This is a genomic window from Nocardia sp. NPDC058640, from assembly GCF_042716995.1.
Lineage (GTDB): Bacteria > Actinomycetota > Actinomycetes > Mycobacteriales > Mycobacteriaceae > Nocardia.
This window is the reverse complement of record NZ_JBHXRG010000023.1, coordinates 12,900-31,064: the sequence shown is the minus strand read 5'-3', so window position 1 is coordinate 31,064 and position 18,165 is coordinate 12,900. Positions and strand designations below refer to the sequence as shown.

17 protein-coding genes and 1 riboswitch are annotated in these 18,165 nt (G+C 67.8%); of the genes, 7 read left to right on the top strand and 10 right to left on the bottom strand.

Annotated elements, in window-relative coordinates:
* Positions 1-28: 28 nt before the first annotated feature.
* The 4 genes from hpt to ACFWU5_RS21700 are packed head-to-tail and all read right to left on the bottom strand — an operon-like array spanning position 29 to position 4,280.
* On the bottom strand, positions 29-580 hold the full coding sequence (gene hpt, locus ACFWU5_RS21715) for a hypoxanthine phosphoribosyltransferase (RefSeq protein WP_379241044.1): 552 nt from the start codon (positions 578-580) through the stop codon (positions 29-31).
* Positions 581-604: 24 nt separating this feature from the next.
* Complete coding sequence (gene tilS / locus ACFWU5_RS21710; RefSeq protein WP_379268456.1) at positions 605-1,723, bottom strand: tRNA lysidine(34) synthetase TilS; 1,119 nt, start codon at positions 1,721-1,723, stop codon at positions 605-607.
* Between the two features lie 20 nt (positions 1,724-1,743).
* The gene (locus ACFWU5_RS21705) at positions 1,744-2,805 is read right to left on the bottom strand and encodes a zinc-dependent metalloprotease (protein ID WP_379268454.1); all 1,062 of its coding nucleotides are present in this window, start codon (positions 2,803-2,805) and stop codon (positions 1,744-1,746) included.
* Between the two features lie 14 nt (positions 2,806-2,819).
* Complete coding sequence (locus ACFWU5_RS21700; protein WP_379268452.1) at positions 2,820-4,280, bottom strand: D-alanyl-D-alanine carboxypeptidase/D-alanyl-D-alanine-endopeptidase; 1,461 nt, start codon at positions 4,278-4,280, stop codon at positions 2,820-2,822.
* A 165-nt stretch (positions 4,281-4,445) separates the two neighbouring features.
* Here ACFWU5_RS21700 and ACFWU5_RS21695 point away from each other — a divergent pair, with 165 nt between their 5' ends.
* Positions 4,446-4,934, top strand: coding sequence for an inorganic diphosphatase (locus tag ACFWU5_RS21695; RefSeq protein WP_266297542.1), 489 nt, complete (start codon positions 4,446-4,448; stop codon positions 4,932-4,934).
* A gap of 73 nt (positions 4,935-5,007) precedes the next feature.
* On the opposite strand, the gene ACFWU5_RS21690 is transcribed toward ACFWU5_RS21695, so the two are convergent.
* The 3 genes from ACFWU5_RS21690 to ACFWU5_RS21680 form a co-directional block, all read right to left on the bottom strand.
* Positions 5,008-6,678 carry a DHA2 family efflux MFS transporter permease subunit gene (locus tag ACFWU5_RS21690; RefSeq protein ID WP_379268450.1) on the bottom strand — a complete coding sequence of 557 codons (1,671 nt, stop codon included), beginning with the start codon at positions 6,676-6,678 and terminating at the stop codon, positions 5,008-5,010.
* A complete protein-coding gene (locus tag ACFWU5_RS21685; RefSeq protein ID WP_379268448.1) occupies positions 6,675-7,166 on the bottom strand; it encodes a MarR family winged helix-turn-helix transcriptional regulator in 492 nt (163 codons plus the stop codon). Before ACFWU5_RS21685 ends, ACFWU5_RS21690 begins: the two co-directional genes overlap by 4 nt.
* A gap of 87 nt (positions 7,167-7,253) precedes the next feature.
* Positions 7,254-8,075: a crotonase/enoyl-CoA hydratase family protein gene (locus tag ACFWU5_RS21680; protein WP_379241037.1), complete on the bottom strand. Its 822-nt coding sequence runs from the start codon at positions 8,073-8,075 to the stop codon at positions 7,254-7,256.
* Between the two features lie 109 nt (positions 8,076-8,184).
* Here ACFWU5_RS21680 and ACFWU5_RS21675 point away from each other — a divergent pair, with 109 nt between their 5' ends.
* The 3 genes from ACFWU5_RS21675 (at position 8,185) to ACFWU5_RS21665 (ending at position 9,636) form a co-directional block, all read left to right on the top strand.
* The gene (locus ACFWU5_RS21675) at positions 8,185-8,661 is read left to right on the top strand and encodes a YbaK/EbsC family protein (protein ID WP_379241036.1); all 477 of its coding nucleotides are present in this window, start codon (positions 8,185-8,187) and stop codon (positions 8,659-8,661) included.
* 240 nt (positions 8,662-8,901) lie between these two features.
* The gene (locus ACFWU5_RS21670; protein ID WP_379268518.1) at positions 8,902-9,369 is read left to right on the top strand and encodes a flavin reductase family protein; all 468 of its coding nucleotides are present in this window, start codon (positions 8,902-8,904) and stop codon (positions 9,367-9,369) included.
* A gap of 6 nt (positions 9,370-9,375) precedes the next feature.
* On the top strand, positions 9,376-9,636 hold the full coding sequence (locus ACFWU5_RS21665; RefSeq protein ID WP_379268446.1) for a hypothetical protein: 261 nt from the start codon (positions 9,376-9,378) through the stop codon (positions 9,634-9,636).
* A gap of 18 nt (positions 9,637-9,654) precedes the next feature.
* On the opposite strand, the gene ACFWU5_RS21660 is transcribed toward ACFWU5_RS21665, so the two are convergent.
* Both ACFWU5_RS21660 and ACFWU5_RS21655 read right to left on the bottom strand, forming a co-directional pair.
* On the bottom strand, positions 9,655-9,831 hold the full coding sequence (locus ACFWU5_RS21660) for an excalibur calcium-binding domain-containing protein (RefSeq protein WP_379268444.1): 177 nt from the start codon (positions 9,829-9,831) through the stop codon (positions 9,655-9,657).
* Positions 9,832-10,056: 225 nt separating this feature from the next.
* A complete protein-coding gene (locus ACFWU5_RS21655) occupies positions 10,057-11,373 on the bottom strand; it encodes an aminotransferase class V-fold PLP-dependent enzyme (RefSeq protein ID WP_379268442.1) in 1,317 nt (438 codons plus the stop codon).
* Between the two features lie 39 nt (positions 11,374-11,412).
* Positions 11,413-11,527: riboswitch (SAM riboswitch) on the bottom strand.
* Between the two features lie 214 nt (positions 11,528-11,741).
* Between ACFWU5_RS21655 and ACFWU5_RS21650 the strand changes: the two genes are divergently transcribed.
* The 3 genes from ACFWU5_RS21650 to ACFWU5_RS21640 all read left to right on the top strand — a co-directional run bounded on the left by ACFWU5_RS21650 (position 11,742) and on the right by ACFWU5_RS21640 (position 17,587).
* A complete protein-coding gene (locus ACFWU5_RS21650) occupies positions 11,742-12,176 on the top strand; it encodes a MarR family winged helix-turn-helix transcriptional regulator (protein WP_379268440.1) in 435 nt (144 codons plus the stop codon).
* A gap of 156 nt (positions 12,177-12,332) precedes the next feature.
* Positions 12,333-16,235: a Pls/PosA family non-ribosomal peptide synthetase gene (locus ACFWU5_RS21645; RefSeq protein WP_379268438.1), complete on the top strand. Its 3,903-nt coding sequence runs from the start codon at positions 12,333-12,335 to the stop codon at positions 16,233-16,235.
* Positions 16,235-17,587, top strand: a complete 1,353-nt coding sequence (locus tag ACFWU5_RS21640; RefSeq protein ID WP_379241029.1) for a M1 family metallopeptidase — start codon at positions 16,235-16,237, stop codon at positions 17,585-17,587. Before ACFWU5_RS21645 ends, ACFWU5_RS21640 begins: the two co-directional genes overlap by 1 nt.
* On the opposite strand, the gene ACFWU5_RS21635 is transcribed toward ACFWU5_RS21640, so the two are convergent.
* Entirely contained in the window at positions 17,574-18,002 is a 429-nt protein-coding gene (locus ACFWU5_RS21635) for a DUF2752 domain-containing protein (protein WP_379268436.1), read from the bottom strand. The genes ACFWU5_RS21640 and ACFWU5_RS21635 overlap by 14 nt on opposite strands.
* Between the last annotated feature and the right edge of the window lie 163 nt (positions 18,003-18,165).

Below are 18,165 nucleotides of genomic sequence, written 5' to 3'. Positions count from 1 at the left end.
GATACGGGGACGGGGCAGTCGGGGATGTTCAGGAATACACGGCCGGGTTGAGCGTGCCGATGTAGGGCAGGTCGCGGTAGCGCTCGGCGTAGTCAAGGCCGTAGCCGACCACGAACTCGTTGGGGATGTCGAAGCCCACGTGCGCGACGTCCACGGGGGTGCGCAGCGCGTCGGGCTTGCGGAGCAGGGTCACTACTTCCAGCGAGGCCGGGTTGCGGGTGGACAGGTTGCGCTTGAGCCACGACAGGGTCAGACCCGAGTCGATGATGTCCTCGACGATCAGGACGTTGCGGCCCGCGATGTCCTTGTCCAGGTCCTTCATGATCCGCACCACGCCCGAGGACGAGGTGGACGAGCCGTAGGACGACACGGCCATGAATTCCAGCTGGGTGGGGATCGGCAGCGCTCTGGCGAAGTCGGTCATGAAGAAGATTGCGCCCTTGAGAACGCAGATCAGCAGCAGGTCACCTTCGGGGGAATCGGGCGGGTACCGCTTGGCGACGATCTCGGCCAATTCGTCGATCTTGGCTTTGATCTCGTCTTCGGTGATCAGCACCGATGCGATGTCGTCTCCGTACACGGAAGTGGGTGTCCCTTCGTGGCATCAAATGCGCGGCTGTGCTCGCACCGCCAGCGTGCCATGTTCGCGCGTCACGACCAACCTGTGGGCCCGCGTGCCGCCCCCCACGGCCACGCCACCTTGGCCTCGCCAGTTGCTCACCAGCTCGTCGATTGCCTGTAAATGGGCGTTAACGAGGCCGGTGACGCCCTGATCGGCCAGCCAGGAGCGGACTGCTCGGCGACGCAGGGCGGCGGGGGCAGTGGCCAGGATCTCGATCGACAGGGTCGGTCGATGGGTGTCGCGGGGGCCACTGCTGGGTTGATCGGGGGTCACGAGGTCGTTGGGCCGATCGGTGATCGCATCGAGGCCGCCCGGCGACGGGTTGCCGGGCGGCCGCAATTCGGCGCCCGCAACGACTTCAGGAGCAGTCGAGTCGGTGGTGCGGGCGGCCCGCAGCAGGGTCTCGGCGTAGCCGTCAAGGACTGCGCCGTCTTCGCGCAGCTGGTCTGCGGTGCGAACGAGCGCCTTGGCCACCCCTCCCCCGAGCACGTCTTCCAGCAGCGGCAGCAACTCGTTGCGAACCCGAACGCGGGTGTACTTCAGGTCGGCGTTGTGCGGGTCGTCCCACGGTTCGATCCCCAGATCCGCACACACCTGCACGGTCTGCGCCCGCCGCACCCCCAGCAGCGGCCGCCCCCACGGCGCTTTCCACGCCACCATCCCGTGAATGGACCGCCCACCGGACCCTCGCGCCAACCCCAGCAGCACCGTCTCGGCCTGATCGTCGAGCGTGTGCCCGAGCAAAACCGGCCGCCCGTCGCGCACCGACTCCAACCCCGCATACCGAGCCGCCCGAGCCGCCGCCTCGACTCCACCCTCACGCCCCACCTGAACGGGCACCACCACCGCCTCCACACACCCCAACGCACGCGCCTGCGCAGCCGCCCGCTCGGCAACCTCGGCAGACCCTTCCTGCAACCCGTGATCGACCACCACCGCCGTCACCGCACCCGCCTCGACAACAGCCGCCGCCACCAAAGCCAACGAATCCGCCCCACCGGACAACCCCACCACCACCGGCCGCCGCCCACCGTGCGCGACCACCCACTCCCGCACACCCCGCCGCACAGCGAGCACCGCCGCTGTCTCGGGCAATCTCATCTCCGCAGGTTACCGATCGCCTACCCCAGTACTCGGCGAATCCACCGGTCCGGTTCGTCGATCTCGTCCAGCCGCGGCAAAGTGTCCCCGTTGGTCCACACCGTGTTGAACTCCGCGACGCCGACTCGTTCGACCACCGCGTCGACGAACTTCTTCCCCCGCACGTACTGCGCGACCTTCGCGTCCACCCCGAGCAGGGCCCGCATCAGCCGCTGGATCGGATTGGACGGCCGCTGCCTGCGGCGATCGAACGCGGAACGAATGTCGGCGACAGTCGGCACGACAGCGGGCCCGACGGCGTCCATCACGTGATCGGCGTGCCCTTCGAGCAGCGTCCCGAGCATCAGCAGCCGGTCCAGCGCCTCCCGCTGCGGCGGGGCCTGCGCCGCGCGCAACAACCCGACCACCCCGCGACTGTTCGGGTCGTCAGCGTTGTCCCCATTGCGCCGAGCCCGCACCTCACCGAGCAACCGCGTGAGCATCTCGCTCATCGGTTCCTCGCCGACCTCGCTCAAAATGTCCACATTCGTGCGCATGTACCCGGCCAACCAGGGCGCCGAGGAGAACTGCACCCGGTGCGTCACCTCGTGCAGGCACACCCACAGCCGAAAGTCGCTGGGATCCACGCCCAGCGCCTGTTCGACGCCGAGAATATTGGGCGCGACCAGCAGCAGCGTGCCGTCTTCGCCGGTGAACGGGTCGTACTGGCCCAGAATCGCGGTCGACAGGAAGGCCAGCATCGTCCCGGCCTGAATCCCTGCCGGTTTCCCCGCGAGCTTGCCCCCGTCAGTGGACTCTGTCCCGGTGAGCACGGCCATCGAGTCGGCGGCGGCGGAAATCCATCCCGGCCGGTCGACGATGCGCGCCTGCGGCACCGGCCGATCGTCGAGCAGCCCGCTGACCTCGCGCACCGGCAACTCCGCCAGCACCGACGCCGACGCCAACTCGTCGACGACCTGTTCCGCGGCCTCCCGCGAAGTACGCGGCCCGGAGGGTGCCAGCAGCGCCCCGGTACGCGCGGCCAGCCGCCAATCCACCGCCCCGCTGAACCCGGAACTCTTGTGCTCGGTCTTGTCGGTCATCCGCCACCCGTTCTCTACGAGCATCCGCAGTCGCGCAGGGCACCCGCCACCGCGTCCAGGGCCGGCCTGCTGACTTCCGGCGGCCGATCGTTGGACATCAGCGCGAAGGTGAGCACTCGTCCGTCGCGGTCGAGCACATATCCCACCAACGCGCTGGCCACGCTCAGAGTTCCGGTCTTGGCGCGTACCCAGCCCGCGCCCTGCCGGTTCTGGGTGATGAAGCGGGCGTAGCGCGGTGCCAGGGTGCCGGTGGCGCCCGCGACGGGCAGGTTGTCCAGCAGTGGCGCGAGAGCTGCTGCGCGCGGGTCACTTTCGGGCCTGGCTTGCGTTCCGGCGGGTATCACCGCGCCGCTGCCGGTGGGCTTCGCGGCGGTGGCGATGATCGCCTCGAGCAGCTTCGGCGTGACGCGGTCATCGACCGACAGTCCGCTGTTATCCGCCAAATGCAGTCCGGTGACATCGAATCCGGCCGCCGACAGTGCCGCCGACGTCGCCGCAGCGGCCCCGGCGAAGGAGGCGGGCTGCCCCGATGCCAGCGCCAACTCACGCCCGATGGTCTCGGCCAGCACATTGTCGGAATGAATCATCATGTCGTGCAATCGAACTCGCAACGGCGCCGATTCGACCTTCGCGATCTCGGTGCCGGTCTGCTTCGCCGGATCCACTCGCACGGCACCGGGATCGATCCCCAGCTCCGCGGCCAGCGCGCGACCGGCTTCCAGCGCGGGGGTCGAGGTGCGCGGGGAATAGTCGATCGAGAAGACCTCACGACCGCTGTCGATCATGATCGGTTCGATCGGCGCGATCGAGCCTTCCGGCACGTCGATCGGATCCCAGCCGGGCGCCATCGTCGGGCCCGAATACAGCGAGGTGTCGACCACGATCGCATTCGCCTGCTTGCCCGCGGCCCGCACCTGCGCGGCCAGATCGGAGATCCGGGCACCGTCGGTGAAGTAGCCGCCCGCGGGCTGCGTGGTCAGCGTCGGGTCGCCGCCCGCGACCAGCACCAGTTCGCCGGAAGCACCGGCGAGGACCTTGGTGGCCACCCGCTGATCGTCGGGCAGGGTCAGCAGCGCGGCCGCGACCAGCATGATCTTCGCCGTCGAGGACGGGATCATCGGCTTGGTCGGGTCCTGGCTCCACAGCGTCGTCCCGCTGCTCGGATCGGTGACCTGCCCGGCGAACGCGCCCAGATCAGGGTTTCCGATCACCGGAGCCAGCGCCGCGGCGATTCCCGCGACCGTCGGCGCGGGCGCGTCAGATCTGGCAGGCGCCACCTCGGGGAACACCTGACCGGTGTCCGGCGGCGGTGTCACGGTGAGCCCGCCGTGCCGGAATTCCGGCGTCCACGGCTTCGCGATCGCCGCGAATCCACCCGCGATCACCAGCACCGCGATGACCACCGCCGATAACCAGATCCAGCGAGACCCGCGGCGCCCCTGCGCCCGCGATCCCGGATTACTGCCGTCTGTCACGACCGTGTCTCCCTCAAACGCCGCCCGACACGCCTCGACTGTGCGACTACAGCCGCCTGCCGCACCGGTGTACCAGCACACCACACTATCCTCGTTGCGCACCGGTTCCCCAGAACGATCTGGCGATTCGGCACAGACCAGCACTCGAACGAGCAAGGAGATGGCGTGGAGTTCGACGTCACCATCGAGATTCCCAAGGGTTCTCGGAACAAGTACGAGGTCGATCACGAGAGCGGCCGGGTCAAGCTCGACCGGTACCTGTACACCTCCATGGGCTACCCGGCCGACTACGGCTTCATCGAGAACACCCTCGGTGAGGACGGCGACCCGCTGGACGCGCTGGTGCTGCTGCCCGAGTCGGTGTTCCCCGGCGTGATCGTCGAGGCCCGCCCGGTGGGCGTGTACCGCATGACCGACGAGGCCGGCGGCGACGACAAGGTGCTGTGTGTCCCCGCGGGCGACCCGCGCTGGGACCACATCCAGGACCTGGGCGACGTCTCGGAGTTCGAACTGTCGGCGATCAAGCACTTCTTCGAGCGCTACAAGGATCTCGAGCCCGGCAAGTATGTCGAGGGTTCGGAGTGGCTGGGCCGCGCCGAGGCCGAGAAGATCATCGACGAGTCCTTCGCTCGTCTGAAGGAATCCGGCCACTGAGCTGATTCCGACGAAAAACGGGAAGTCCGAAGGGTTTTCGGACTTCCCGTTTTGCTGTCAGTACCAGGAACCCCTAGGTCTGGTCCTCCTCACCCTTGGCCGCTTGCAGTCCGCTGGACATGCGCAGCGGGACTTCCTTCCAGAACAGCACCAGCAGCAGCGCGATCAGGGCCACGGCGGAGGCGACCAGGAACACCGTCGACATCGAGTCGGCGAAGCCCACCTGGAAGGGTTTGGCCAGTTCCGGGTCGAGTTGCTGGATGATCGAGCTGTCTTTCAGCACGTCACCCGCGGCCGAAGTGTCCTGTGCGAGAAGGCCCTTCGACAAGGCGACATCCGCGGGGTTCGCGCTGCGCGCGCCCTCGATCACTGCCTGCTGGTAGGCGGGATCCTTCGCCGATTGCTGCAGTTCCGTGGTGATGTTCGGGGCCAGCAGTGAGAACAGGATCGACAGGAAGACCGCCGCGCCCAGCGTGCCGCCGATCTGCCGGAAGAAGGTCGCCGAGGCGGTGGACACGCCCATGTCCTTGGGCGGCAACGCATTCTGTAGTGCCAGCGTCAGCGGTTGCATCAGATTGCCGAGGCCGAAACCGGTGACCGCCATGAACAACATCGCCAACCACAGCGGGCTGTCGGCATCCAGCAGGTGCAGCAGGAACAGGCCCAGCGTGAGCATGAACCCGCCGATGATCGGAAAGGCGCGGTAGCGACCGGTTTTCGAGATCAGCCGCCCTGACAGGATCGACCCGATCATCAGCCCGAGCACCATCGGCAGCATCTGCAGTCCGGCCTCGGTCGGCCCGGCGCCACGCACCACCTGCAGGTACTGCGGCAGCAGCAACATCCCGCCGAACATGGCCGCGCCGACGACGAACGAAATCACCACGCCCAGTGCGAAAGTCACGTTGTCGAAGACTCGCAGCGGGATCAGCGCCGCATCACCCATGAACTTCTCGACCGCGACGAACGCGACCAGACCGATCGCGCCGATCGCATAGCAAATGATCGAACCCGTACTCCCCCAACCCCATTCGCGACCCTGCTCGGCCACGATCAGCAGCGGAACGAGACCGACCGCGAGCACCACAGCGCCCGCGAAGTCGATGCGATGGGTGGCGTGCGGCTTGCGTGGCAGGTGCAGCACGCGCGTGACGACCACCAGCGCGAGCAGCCCCAGCGGCACGTTCACCAGGAACACCCAGCGCCAGCCGGTGATGCCAAGAATCGTGTCCTGCCCGGCCAGCAGGCCGCCGAGCACGGGACCGAGCACACTCGAAATACCGAACACCGCAAGGAAATAGCCCTGGTAGCGGGCCCGTTCGCGGGGTCCGATGATGTCGCCCATGATGGCCAACGCCAGCGACATGAGACCGCCCGCGCCGAGACCCTGGAACGCACGGAACGCGGCCAGCTGATACATCGAAGTCGCGAGCGTACACAGCAGTGAACCGATGATGAACAACCCAATTGCGGCCAGGAAGAACGGCTTTCGACCGAACATGTCCGAAAGTTTGCCGTAGAGAGGAGTACTGATCGTGGCGGTGATCAGGTAGGCCGTGGTGGCCCATGCCTGCAGTGAATAGCCGTCGAGATCGTCGGCGATGGTGCGGATCGACGTCGACACGATCGTCTGGTCCAGCGAGGCCAACAGCATGCCGAGCATCAGCCCGGACAGGATGGTCAGGATCTGGCGATGGGTGAAGCCGGCGGGGGAATCCACCGCGGGGGTGGCAGTGGTGGTCACGAGTTGTTCTCCGAAGCGGTGATGGCCGATGGCCGGGCGAGCAGGGTGGCGCGGGCGTGGTCGTAGTCGTCCACGAAGCGGGTGAGCAGCCCGGCGAAACTCGCGCGGTCGGCCGCGGACCAGCTGTCGGTGATGATCGCGATGCTGTCCTGCCTGCGGGCGCGGATGCGGGCGGCGACCTCACGCCCTTCGGCGGTGGCCTGCAGCACCGTCGCGCGGCCGTCGTCGGGATCGGCGGTGCGTTCCACCAGCCCGCGGTCGACCAGTTGCGCGACCTGCCTGCTCACCGTCGACGCGTCCGAGTGCACGGCGTCGGCCAGCGCCCCCGAGCGCATCGCGCCGTCACACACCAGCCGGAACAGCACCACGAAACCCGCCGGGTCGATGCCGGAGGAGTCCTTCATCTGCGCCAGCGACCGGTCCCGCAGGCGGTGCAGCCGGACGAGCTGCGAGGCGATCGTGTCGATCGCCTGCTCGATCTCGCTCATGTGCCACCTTTACTTGCATCATACAATTAGTTGTTCGATACAAGTATGTGCGTAGACCGGTCGCCGGGGCAACCGTTTGAACTGCCTTTACTCGCCCTTGAACTCGGGCGCGCGCTTCTGGAACACCGCCGTGATCGCCTCGGTGAGGTCCTTCGACGGCAGGAACGCGGCGTTCCACGTCGACACATAACGCAGACCCTCGGCCACCGCCGGACCGGTCCGCTGCTCGAGCACATCCTTGATGCCCTGCACCACCAGCGGCGGGTTGCCCGCGATCTCGCGCGCCATCGCGTGCGCGGCGGCCAACACGGCCTCCTGATCGTCGAACACCTCGTTCACCAGACCCATCCGCTGCGCCCGCGCCGCGTCGATGTCCTTGGCGGTGAACGCCAGCTCCCGCAGATTGCCCTCGCCGATGATCCCCGGCAGCCGCTGCAGCGAACCGATGTCGGCGACGATCGCCACCTTCGCCTCACGCAAGCTGAACTTCGCGTCCGCGCTGGCCAGCCGAATATCCGCGGCCGCGATCAAGTCGAGCCCACCACCGATGCACCACCCGGAGATCGCCGCGATCACCGGCTTGGTGCACTCGGCAAGCGCCGTCACCGAAGCCTGCATCCGCCGGATCTCCTCGAGAAACTTCGCACGAGGCGCGGCCTTCGCGTCATCGGCCAACACCGGCGCCAACGTCCCCGCGGTCGCCGCCAGATCGAGACCGTACGAGAAATGCTTGCCCGACCCCGTGATCACCACCGCCCGCACCTGCGCGTCGGCGTCGAGCTCGGCGAAGATCTCCGGCAACTCCCGCCAGAAATCCGGGCCCATCGCATTGCCCTTACCCGGCCCCGTCAACGTCACCTGCGCGACGTTGTCAGCGATCTCGACGGCGAAAGCCTTCCATTCACTCATGGGGCAATTATTGCCGCCCGGCCCGTCCACCTCGGTCTCGCACCCCCGAGGCTGCACCAGAACTCCAGTAACACAGCACATTTCCGGCAATCGACCTACTCTGGATGACATGCGCAGGTCGTCATTGCCGCCGGTCGCATGCCGGGTCGCGGAAACTCTCATCGCCCGCGGGCACCACGGCGTCATCGTCTGCCCCGAGACGCCGTCCCCCACGGCGGCCGCGGCCGCCCGCGCCATGGGCGCGCACCCCACCGCGATTCTCACCGCCCAGGTCTTCCTGCTCGACGACGACCCGGTCCTGATCCTGGTAGCCGACCACCACCACGTCGACCTCACCCGCACGGGCAAACGCCTCGAAGGCACCCTGACCCCCGCCCCCACGCCGTTGGTCGAACGCATCACCGGCCAACCCATCGACGGCACCGCGCCACTCGGCCACCCCACCAACCTTCCCACCTGGGTCGATACGGCGCTGGCCGCCCACTCCGAAGTCTGGGCGGCGGGTGGTCATCCGAACACGGTGTTCCGCACCAACTTCCGCGAACTGGTCCGTATCACGGCGGGTTTGCCGCTCGACCTGGACTGAAGTCGCGCGGCATTGAGCGCAGGCAGATCGAAAACCCGACGCCCCGATTGTCCTGGGCCTGTGCCCTGCGTTTTTACGGCGACCGCGACCACCCAGTCAGACCAATCGGACAACGCGGGCGCAGGAACGCGGGTTGGGCGGGCGTAAGTTGAAGCGGTGGGCGATGTACAACCTTCCGAGACCGGCCTGGTAGTTCCCGACGATCTGAGCGGGATCACCGCCGAGCAATACCGGGCCTCCATGCGCCATTATCCGGCCGGCGTCACCGTGGTGACCCTCGACGCCGACACCGGCCCCGTCGGCTTCACCGCCACCTCCTTCGCCTCCCTGTCGCTGGAACCACCCCTGGTCTCGTTCAACATCGCCCACACCTCGTCGAGCATCGACGCCCTGCGCGCCGCCGACTCCGTGGTCATCCATTTCCTGGGCGAACACCAACACGACCTGGCCCACCGCTTCTCCCGCACCGCCGCCGACCGCTTTACCGACCGCTCCCTGTGGACCACCCTCCCCACCGGCGAACCAGTCCTGCACGGCACCCCCATCTGGCTACGCACCACCCTCCACAAACTCATAGACCTAGGCGACCACACCCTCGCCGTAGGCCTGGTAACCCGAGTCCACGACCAAACCGAAGAATCCCCCTCAGCCGCCCCCTTGCTGTACTACAACGGTAGGTACCACCGCCCCACCCCCCTCGACACCTGAGAATCCATGAGCGAGTTCCGCGTAACCGGCGTCTTCCCCGTCAGCTACAAACCGAACCCGTTCGTGACGGGCTATGCGATCGGCGACTTCCGTCAGGGCGACCACGTGGAACTCCGGCGGGGCGACGAGGTGATCGCCCACGGAACCCTCCAGTGGATCGAATTCCACCGATCATCCAGAGGCGAATACTCATTCACCTTTTCGGACACGATCTCCCAGCTCGTCCAGCCGGGCGATGTCATGCACTCGACCTCGACCGCCGACTAGGCCGGACGAACGACGAGACTATTTTTCGCAGGCGATGCCGTCCCCGTCTCGGTCCGAGCTGGAGCTGTACCCCGGGTCGCCCCGGTGCAGCGGCGCGGCGCCGGCTGCTTTGGCCGCCTTGCAATTCGGGTAGTAGGCGCTGGCCGGCGCGGGTACTTCGGGTGCGGGGACGGGCGCAACACGCGGGGCAGGCACGTCAACGGTCGTGGTGGGCACAGGGACGATGACGGGCGGCGGAGGTGGCGCGAGCGTCGTGGTCGGCACCACGGGGCCTGGCTCCTCCGAGTACCCGGCGCGGGCGATGGGCCGATCTCCGATGCACGGATGCCGCCGAAACTGGCGTAATCGACCAATTCGCCTCGTCAGAATCAGTTTTCTGACTTTTGAGCGTCGAAGTGGTCGATTACGCCGGGTTGGTGGTCACCCGATCAAGCAGGGGGCTGCGCCTTCGGGGGAAGACGCGGTGAGGGGGCGGGTTTCGGGGGTGGGGTTCCAGTGGCCGTCGGTGGGGGCGTAGGTCCAGGTGGGGCCGGTGGTGACCAGGGTGGTGACGGCGTCGATGAGGCGGTCTACGTCGGCGGCGGTGGTGCCGAGGCCGATGCTGGCGCGCAGGGCGGCGTCCAGGCCGAGGCTGGCCAGGAGGGGGTGGGCGCAGAAGCGGCCGTCGCGGACGCCGATGGCGTGTTCGGCGGAGAGGTAGGCGGCTACCTGGCCGGGGGCGTAGTCGGCGACGGTGAAGGCGACGATGCCCACACAGTCGGGGCTGTCGGACCAGATGGTGACCAGGTCGACGCCGGGGATCGTGGACAGGCCGTCGCGGAGGCGGTCGGCCAGGAAGCGTTCGTGCGCAACGAGTTCGGTGGGGTCGATGGCGGCGAGTGCGTCGCAGGCGGCGGCGATGGCGGCCGCGCCCAACACATTCGGGGACCCGCCTTCGTGCCGCTGGGGTGCGCAGGCCCATTCCACTTCGGACACACCGACATTGCGCACCGCGCCACCGCCGGCCAGGTACGGCTCGCCCTGGTCCAGCCAGTCACGTCGACCCACGAGCACGCCCGAGCCGAACGGCGCGTACAGCTTGTGCCCGGAGAAGGCGAGGTAGTCGATGCCGGTCTCGCGCAAGGAGATCCGACGATGCGGGGCCAGCTGCGCGGCGTCGACGAGGATGCGCGCACCACACAGATGCGCGATCCGGGCGAGACGTTCCAGCGGCAGCACCTCGCCGGTGACATTGGACGCGCCGGTCACCGCCAGGAGCGCAGCGGGCTTGCTGCACAGTTCGGCGACCACCCGCTGCACCGTCTCCTCGACGGTGGCACCGGCGCGCACGACCCGGCGACCGTGCTCGGTCCACGGCAGGAAGTTCGCGTGATGTTCGATGTCGAGCACCACGGTCTCCCCCGGCACGCACCCGGCCAGCAGGTTCAGCGAATCGGTGGTGTTGCGGGTGAAGACCACAACCTGGTCGTCGTCGGCGTCGAGGAACCGGGCGACCGAGCCGCGCGAGGCCTCGTAGCACTCGGTGGAGATCCGCGAGGCGTACCCCGCACCCCGGTGCACGCTGGCGTAGAACGGCAGCAGCTGCGAGATCCGGTCGGTGACCTGCTTCAACGCGGGCGCGCTGGCGGCGTAGTCGAAGTTGGCGTAGGTGCTCGTGCCGCCCTGCACGAGCGGAACGCGCAGGTCAGCGCCGGACACGGCGGCGATGGCACAGGTGGGGTCGATTACAGCAGTCATGACGAAATCCCGTCGGTTCAGGGACCCGCTCGAAGAGTTGGCCCGCGCTTGCCGCGCCCGATGCGGACGTCAGCCAGGTCGTCACCCGGAGCACCCCACCGCGGAGGAGGGTTGCCGACCAGCAAGCCGGGGCTGAACACTGGTACTCGTGACCTGCAACGAGAGTGACAGACGATCGCGGGACCTGTCAACCGTCAAGGCGTGAGTCACAGGAAGTGGGCGGTCGACACGTCGGGATCATCAGAATTTTCGAGATCGCGCGATTGCCCCGAGTTGCCTGGTCACGCCCACTTCTCAACCATCTGAAAACCCCATGATGGACACCCGAGATGATTGAGCGGCTCCACTATTTGCTAGAGTCCTCTCTCATGTCCACGAACACGAACTCCGTCCGCGGCCTGCCGCGCTACCCGGTGTACGCGCTCGGACGGCTCACCAAGGCGCTGCACGCCGAGATCGACGTGCCGTTGCGCGATCACTGGGTGCTCACCTTCATCGAGGAAAACGCCGACCTGACGCAGAAGAAAGTCGGCGACGCACTCGGCATCGACCGCAGCGAAGTCGTGCGGCTGATCGATGCGCTGGAACGCGCCGACCTGGTCGAACGCACCCGCGACGGCAAGGATCGCCGCAAGTACCGGCTGCGGATCACCGAGGCGGGGCGCAAGCAGTGCAAGCGCACCGACAAACTGATCGCCGAAGCCACCGCGCGAGTGCTGGACGGCCTCGACGAACAAGAACAGCGCACGCTGCACCGACTGGTGGTCACGGCGCTGGGCGAGTTGCCGGAATCGCCGTCGTGATCAGCGCCGACGGCACGCCGCACGCTGCCGTCGAGCAAGTCCTTCCGCGAGTACCGTTGGCATCTGGTGACCATCCCGTTTGCCCTCCGGTAACCCGCTCATGAAACAACAGACACCACCGATGGGGGTCAACCGATGAGAGGTGGACTGAGCACGATGCTCGAGCCACAGGTTCCGGCGGTTCTTCGCGACCCGCTGTTGCGCGCCGATCTCGCCGCGCCGCCGCGCACCCTGGTCGACATTCTGACCAGCACCGCGCTGGCACACCCGGACGCGCCGGCGATCGACGACGGCACGGTCGTGCTCACGTACATGGAGCTGATCGCCACGATCGAGGCCCGCATGGCCGAGCTGACCGAGGCGGGCGTGCGTCCGGGCGACCGTGTCGGCGTGCGGATGCCGTCGGGTAGCGCCGCGCTGTACGTGACGATTCTGGCGGTGCTCTACTGCGGCGCCGCCTACGTCCCCGTCGACGCCGACGACCCGGAGGAACGCGCCAAGCTGGTCTTCGGCGAGGCGAAGGTGAGCGCGATCGCGACCGCCGACGGCATCGAGTCACAGACCACGGCCATGGGCGACCACGACTGGAACACCCTGCCGTCCCCCGACGACGACGCGTGGATCATCTTCACCTCCGGCTCCACCGGAACCCCGAAAGGTGTTGCGGTAACCCATCGCAACGCCGCCGCCTTCGTCGATGCCGAGGCGCGCCTGTTCCTGCAGCAGGCCCCGATCGGCCCCGGCGACCGCGTACTGGCCGGACTGTCGGTGGCCTTCGACGCCTCCTGCGAGGAAATGTGGCTGGCCTGGCGCAACGGCGCCTGCCTGGTCCCCGCCCCGCGCGACCTGGTGCGCACCGGCGCCGATCTGGGCCCGTGGCTGATGCGCCGCGAGATCAGCATCGTGTCGACGGTGCCGACGCTGGCCGCGACCTGGCCCGCGCAAGCACTGGAATCGGTGCGGCTGTTGATCTTTGGTGGGGAAGCGGTGCCGCCCGAGCTGGCCGAGCGCCTGGCGGGCCCCGAGCGTGAAGTGTGGAATACCTACGGGCCGACCGAGGCAACCGTCGTCGCGTGCGCCGCGCTGCTCACCGGCGAGATGCCCGTGCGAATCGGCCTTCCCCTCGACGGCTGGGACCTGACTGTTGTTGACCCGCAAGGCAACCCGGTAGCCGAAGGCGAAACCGGCGAACTCGTGATCGGCGGCGTCGGCCTGGCCCGCTACCTCGACCCCGCCAAGGACGCCGAAAAGTACGCACCCCTGCCCTCGCTGGGTTGGGAACGCGCTTATCGCAGTGGCGATTTGGTGCGCAACGACCGCGAAGGCCTGATCTTCCTCGGCCGCGCCGACGACCAGATCAAGATCGGCGGCCGCCGCATCGAACTCGGCGAACTCGACAACGCATTGCAGCACCTACCCGGTGTCAGCGGCGCGGCTGCCGCTATCCGAACCACCAAGGCGGGCAACAAGATTCTGATCGGCTACCTGACCGGCGCCGGTCCCGATTTCGACGTGAAGAAGGCCAGAGAGATTCTGGCCGAACAACTTCCGGGCCCGCTGGTCCCCCGCCTGGCGATCGTCGCCGACCTGCCGACCCGCACCTCCGGCAAAGTCGACCGCGACGCCCTGCCGTGGCCACTGCCGTCGACCGACGAGCCCGAGACGGGCCTGTCCGGCACCGCGGCCTGGGTGGCGGGCCTGTGGGACGCGATCCTCGGCGCCCAACCCACCGATCTCGACGCGGAATTCTTCGATCTGGGCGGCGGCTCCCTGTCGGCAGCCCAGCTGGTCGGCGCGCTGCGGGAGAAGTACCCGCACGTCACCGTCGCCGATCTCTACGACCATCCGCGCCTGGGTTCGCTGGTCGAACTCCTCGACGGCAGCGCTCCCGTGGCCGCGGTCGACGTGCGCGTGGTGAAACCGACCCCGTTGCGCGCGCAGATCACCCAGGTCCTTGCCACGATCCCGCTGACCACCCTCACCGGCCTGCAGTGGGTCACCTGGCTCACCATCGTGTCGGGCATCGCGGCCTGGTCGGGTTCGCTGCCGTGGCTGCCGCGCCTGTCGTGGTGGTGGATCGTGGTGGCGTTCGTGCTGTTCATCTCGCCGATCGGCCGGATGACGATCTGCGTGATCGGCGCCCGCATCCTGCTCGCCGGCCTTCGCCCCGGCTCCTACCCGCGCGGCTCCTCAGTGCACCTGAGGCTCTGGGCCGCAGTCCGTCTCTCCGAAGCCAGTGGCGCCGAAAGTCTTTCCGGCGCACCGCTGATGGTTCCGTTCGCCCGCGCACTGGGCGCCAAGATCGGCAAGGGCGTCGACCTGCACAGCCTGCCCCCGGTCACCGGCATGCTCGAACTCGGCGACGGCGCCAGCGTCGAACCCGAAGTGGACCTGTCGGGCTACTGGGTCGACGGCGACATCGTGCACATCGGCGGCATCACCATCGGCGACGGTGCGGTGATCGGCGCCCGCTCGATCCTGTTGCCCGGCACCAAGATCGGCAAACGCGCCGAGATCGCGCCCGGCTCCGCGGTGTCGGGCAAGGTCAAGGGTGAACAGGAATGGGCGGGCTCGCCTGCCACCAAGACCGGTAAGGCGCCGCGCCGCTGGCCCGACCACACCCCCGAACGCGCCCGCCACTGGCTGCTCGTGTTCGGCCTGTCGTCGATGGTGTTGGGCGCGATGCCCGTGTTCGGCCTCGCCGTGGGCGGCACGTTCATCGCCTGGTGGGTCCGCAAGGAGACCACCATCGGCGCCGCCGCCCTGCGCGGTTTCGCCATCCTGCCGGTGGCCACCCTGCTCAGTCTCGCCGTGTACGCGGTGGCCACGGTGATCGCGGTGCGCCTGCTCAGCATCGGTTTGCGCGAGGGCTATCACCCCGTGCGCAGCCGCACCGGCTGGCAGGTCTGGGCCACCGAACGCCTCCTGGATTCCGCGCGCACCTTCCTGTTCCCGCTGTACGCCAGCCTGCTCACTCCCGTCTGGCTGCGGCTGCTGGGCGCGAAGATCGGCAAGAACGTCGAGGCGTCGACCGTGCTGATGCTGCCCAAGTTCACCGTGATCTCCGACGGCGCGTTCCTGGCCGACGACACCATGATCGGCAGTTACGAACTCGGTGGCGGCTGGTTGCGCATCGGCGAATCCAAGGTCGGCAAACGCGCCTTCCTCGGCAACTCGGGCATGACCGCGCCGGGGCGTCGGGTGCCGAAAAACGGTCTGGTGGCAGTGCTTTCGGCTGCCCCGAACAAGGCCAAGGCGGGCTCGTCGTGGCTGGGCAGTCCGCCCGTGCGGTTGCGTCGCGCGGCCGAATCCAGCGACACCTCACGCACTTTCGACCCACCACTGCGGTTGAAGCTGGCGCGGGCGTTCGTGGAGACCTGCCGGTTGATCCCGGTGATGGTGACCTTCGCCATCGGCCTGGGCGTGCTGCTGGTGCTCGCACGGATCGCCCAGCACACCGATTACCTTGTCGCAGCCCTGGTTTCCGGGCTGGTGCTGATGGCCGCGGGAGCGCTGGCCGGAATCATCGCCGTGGCCGCGAAGTGGTTGATAGTCGGGCGAATTCGCGCCGTGGAGTACCCGCTGTGGAGCTCGTTCGTGTGGCGCAACGAGGTCTCCGACGCGTTCGTGGAAACCGTGGCCGCGCCGTGGTTCGCGCGGGCCGCCACGGGCACTCCCGTGATGAATTTGTGGCTGCGCGGACTCGGAGCCAAGATCGGTCGCGGGGTATGGTGCGAGTCCTATTGGCTACCGGAGGCGGACCTGGTGACACTCGGTGACGGCGCGACCGTGGAACGCGGCTGCGTGGTGCAAACGCACCTGTTCCACGACCGCATCATGTCCATGGACACGGTGACCCTGGAAGCCGGCGCCACCCTCGGCCCGCACTGCGTGGCCCTGCCCGCCGCCCATATCGGCGCGGGCGCCACCATCGGCCCCGCGTCGCTGGTGATGCGCGGTGACGTGGTCCCCCCGTCGACGCGCTGGTGGGGCAACCCCATCTCGCACTGGACCGATCCCGCCGCGCCGCGGGAGTCGAGGCAGCGCGGAGCCGCCTGATGCGGAGCACTTTCTACAGCGAACCCATCGATGACTACTTGCCGCACAACGGCAATCGCGGATACCGCGTGTCCCGGTACGAGTTGGAGCTGAGCTACAAACCGGCCAGCAACCGGCTGGCGGGGCGCGCGGTGATCATCGCGGTCACCACCACGGTGCAGCCGCGGTTCACCCTCGACATGTCGCAGGCCCTGGCGGTATCGAAGGTCCTGGTCAACGGGTCCAAGGCCGCCAAGTTCACGCACCAACAGGGCAAGCTCGCGGTCACCCCGCAGCAGAAGATCCCCGCCGGTGGCGTTCTCGAGATCACCGTCCACTACGCGGGCACCCCGAAGCCGGTGCGTGGGCCGTGGGGCGAGGTCGGCTGGGAGGAGCTCACCGAGGGCGTGCTGGTGGCCAGCCAGCCCAACGGTGCGGCGTCGTGGTTCCCGTGTGACGATCACCCCAGTTCCAAAGCGTCGTACCGGATTTCGATCACCACCGACAGTCCGTTCTACGCGCTGGCCAACGGCGCGCTGGTCGGCAAGCAGGCCAAGGCCAGCCAGACCACCTGGGTGTACGAGATGGCCGAGCCGATGGCCAGTTACCTGGCCACGATCCAGATCGGCAACTACCGCAAGTTCCGGGTCGGCGCGGTGGGCGAACCGGTGCCCATGCACGCGGTCATCCCGCCGCGGCTTCGCACGAATTTCGACCATGATTTCGCCCGTCAGCCCGAGATGATGGCGCTGTTCACCGAGAAGTTCGGGCCGTATCCGTTCGACGATTACACCGTGGTCGTCACCGATGACGAGCTCGATATCCCGATCGAGGCGCAGGGCATTTCGATCTTCGGCGCCAACCACTGCGACGGCAAGCGCGGCTCGGAACGTCTTGTGGCACATGAACTCGCGCATCAGTGGTTCGGCAACAGTCTCACGTTGAAGCACTGGCGTGACATCTGGTTGCACGAGGGTTTCGCCTGTTACGCGGAGTGGATCTGGTCGGAGGCCTCGGGCGGGCCGACCGCGGATCAGCTGGCGCGGGCGGCGCGCACGAATCTGGCGCGTCAGCCGCAGGACATCATCATCGGCGATCCCGGCCCCAAGGACATGTTCGACGACCGCGTCTACAAGCGCGGTGCGCTGGCCCTGCACGCGCTGCGGCTGGAACTGCGCGACCACCTGTTCTTCGAACTGATCCGCGAATGGACCGCGCGGTACCGCCATTCCTCCATCACCACAGAGGAATTCGTCGACCTGGCCGGTCATTACAGCGTGGCGCCGTTGCGTGGACTGTTCGCGATCTGGTTGGGCACCAAGCCGCTGCCGCAGTTGCCGCCGCTGGGCGGGCAGGCCACTACACGGGGGTGAGCCAGGTGCCCCACGGCGTGTTGCGCAGGACCGTGTAGACCGCGAGCAGGCCGAAGAAGGACCACACGACCGCCGGACTCAGGCTGGGCAAGCGCCAGGTTTTTCCGCGGCGGGCCCGCACGATCCAGTCGATGACGAACACCGCGAACGCGATGGTCAGCGGCAGGGCGAGCACATTGCTGTGCAGCGAGTCAAGGAAACGGCCGTCGGTGAGGTTGTGCATCGCGCGCATTCCGCCGCAGCCGGGGCAGTAGACGCCCAGCAGCGCGAACGACGGGCACAGGCCGTACGACCCTTCGACGTGCGGATCGCGGAAATGCAGCAGCGCCAGCGCGCCGATGCCCAGACCGGCGGCGACCACGGGCGCGGCCAGACGCCGCACAGCCGGACGGTCCTGCACTCGCACGCTCTCCACCCCCTCACGGTAGCGGCGGCCGGTCAGCACCGCCAGCACGCGACTCGCCCGGCGACATTGTTATCGGATGTGTGTAATTTTCCGCCGATCTCGGGCGATTTCACAGTGACCGAACGCACACTGGCGCACTTCGCAACAAGTGGGACAACGTGACCCGCTAACA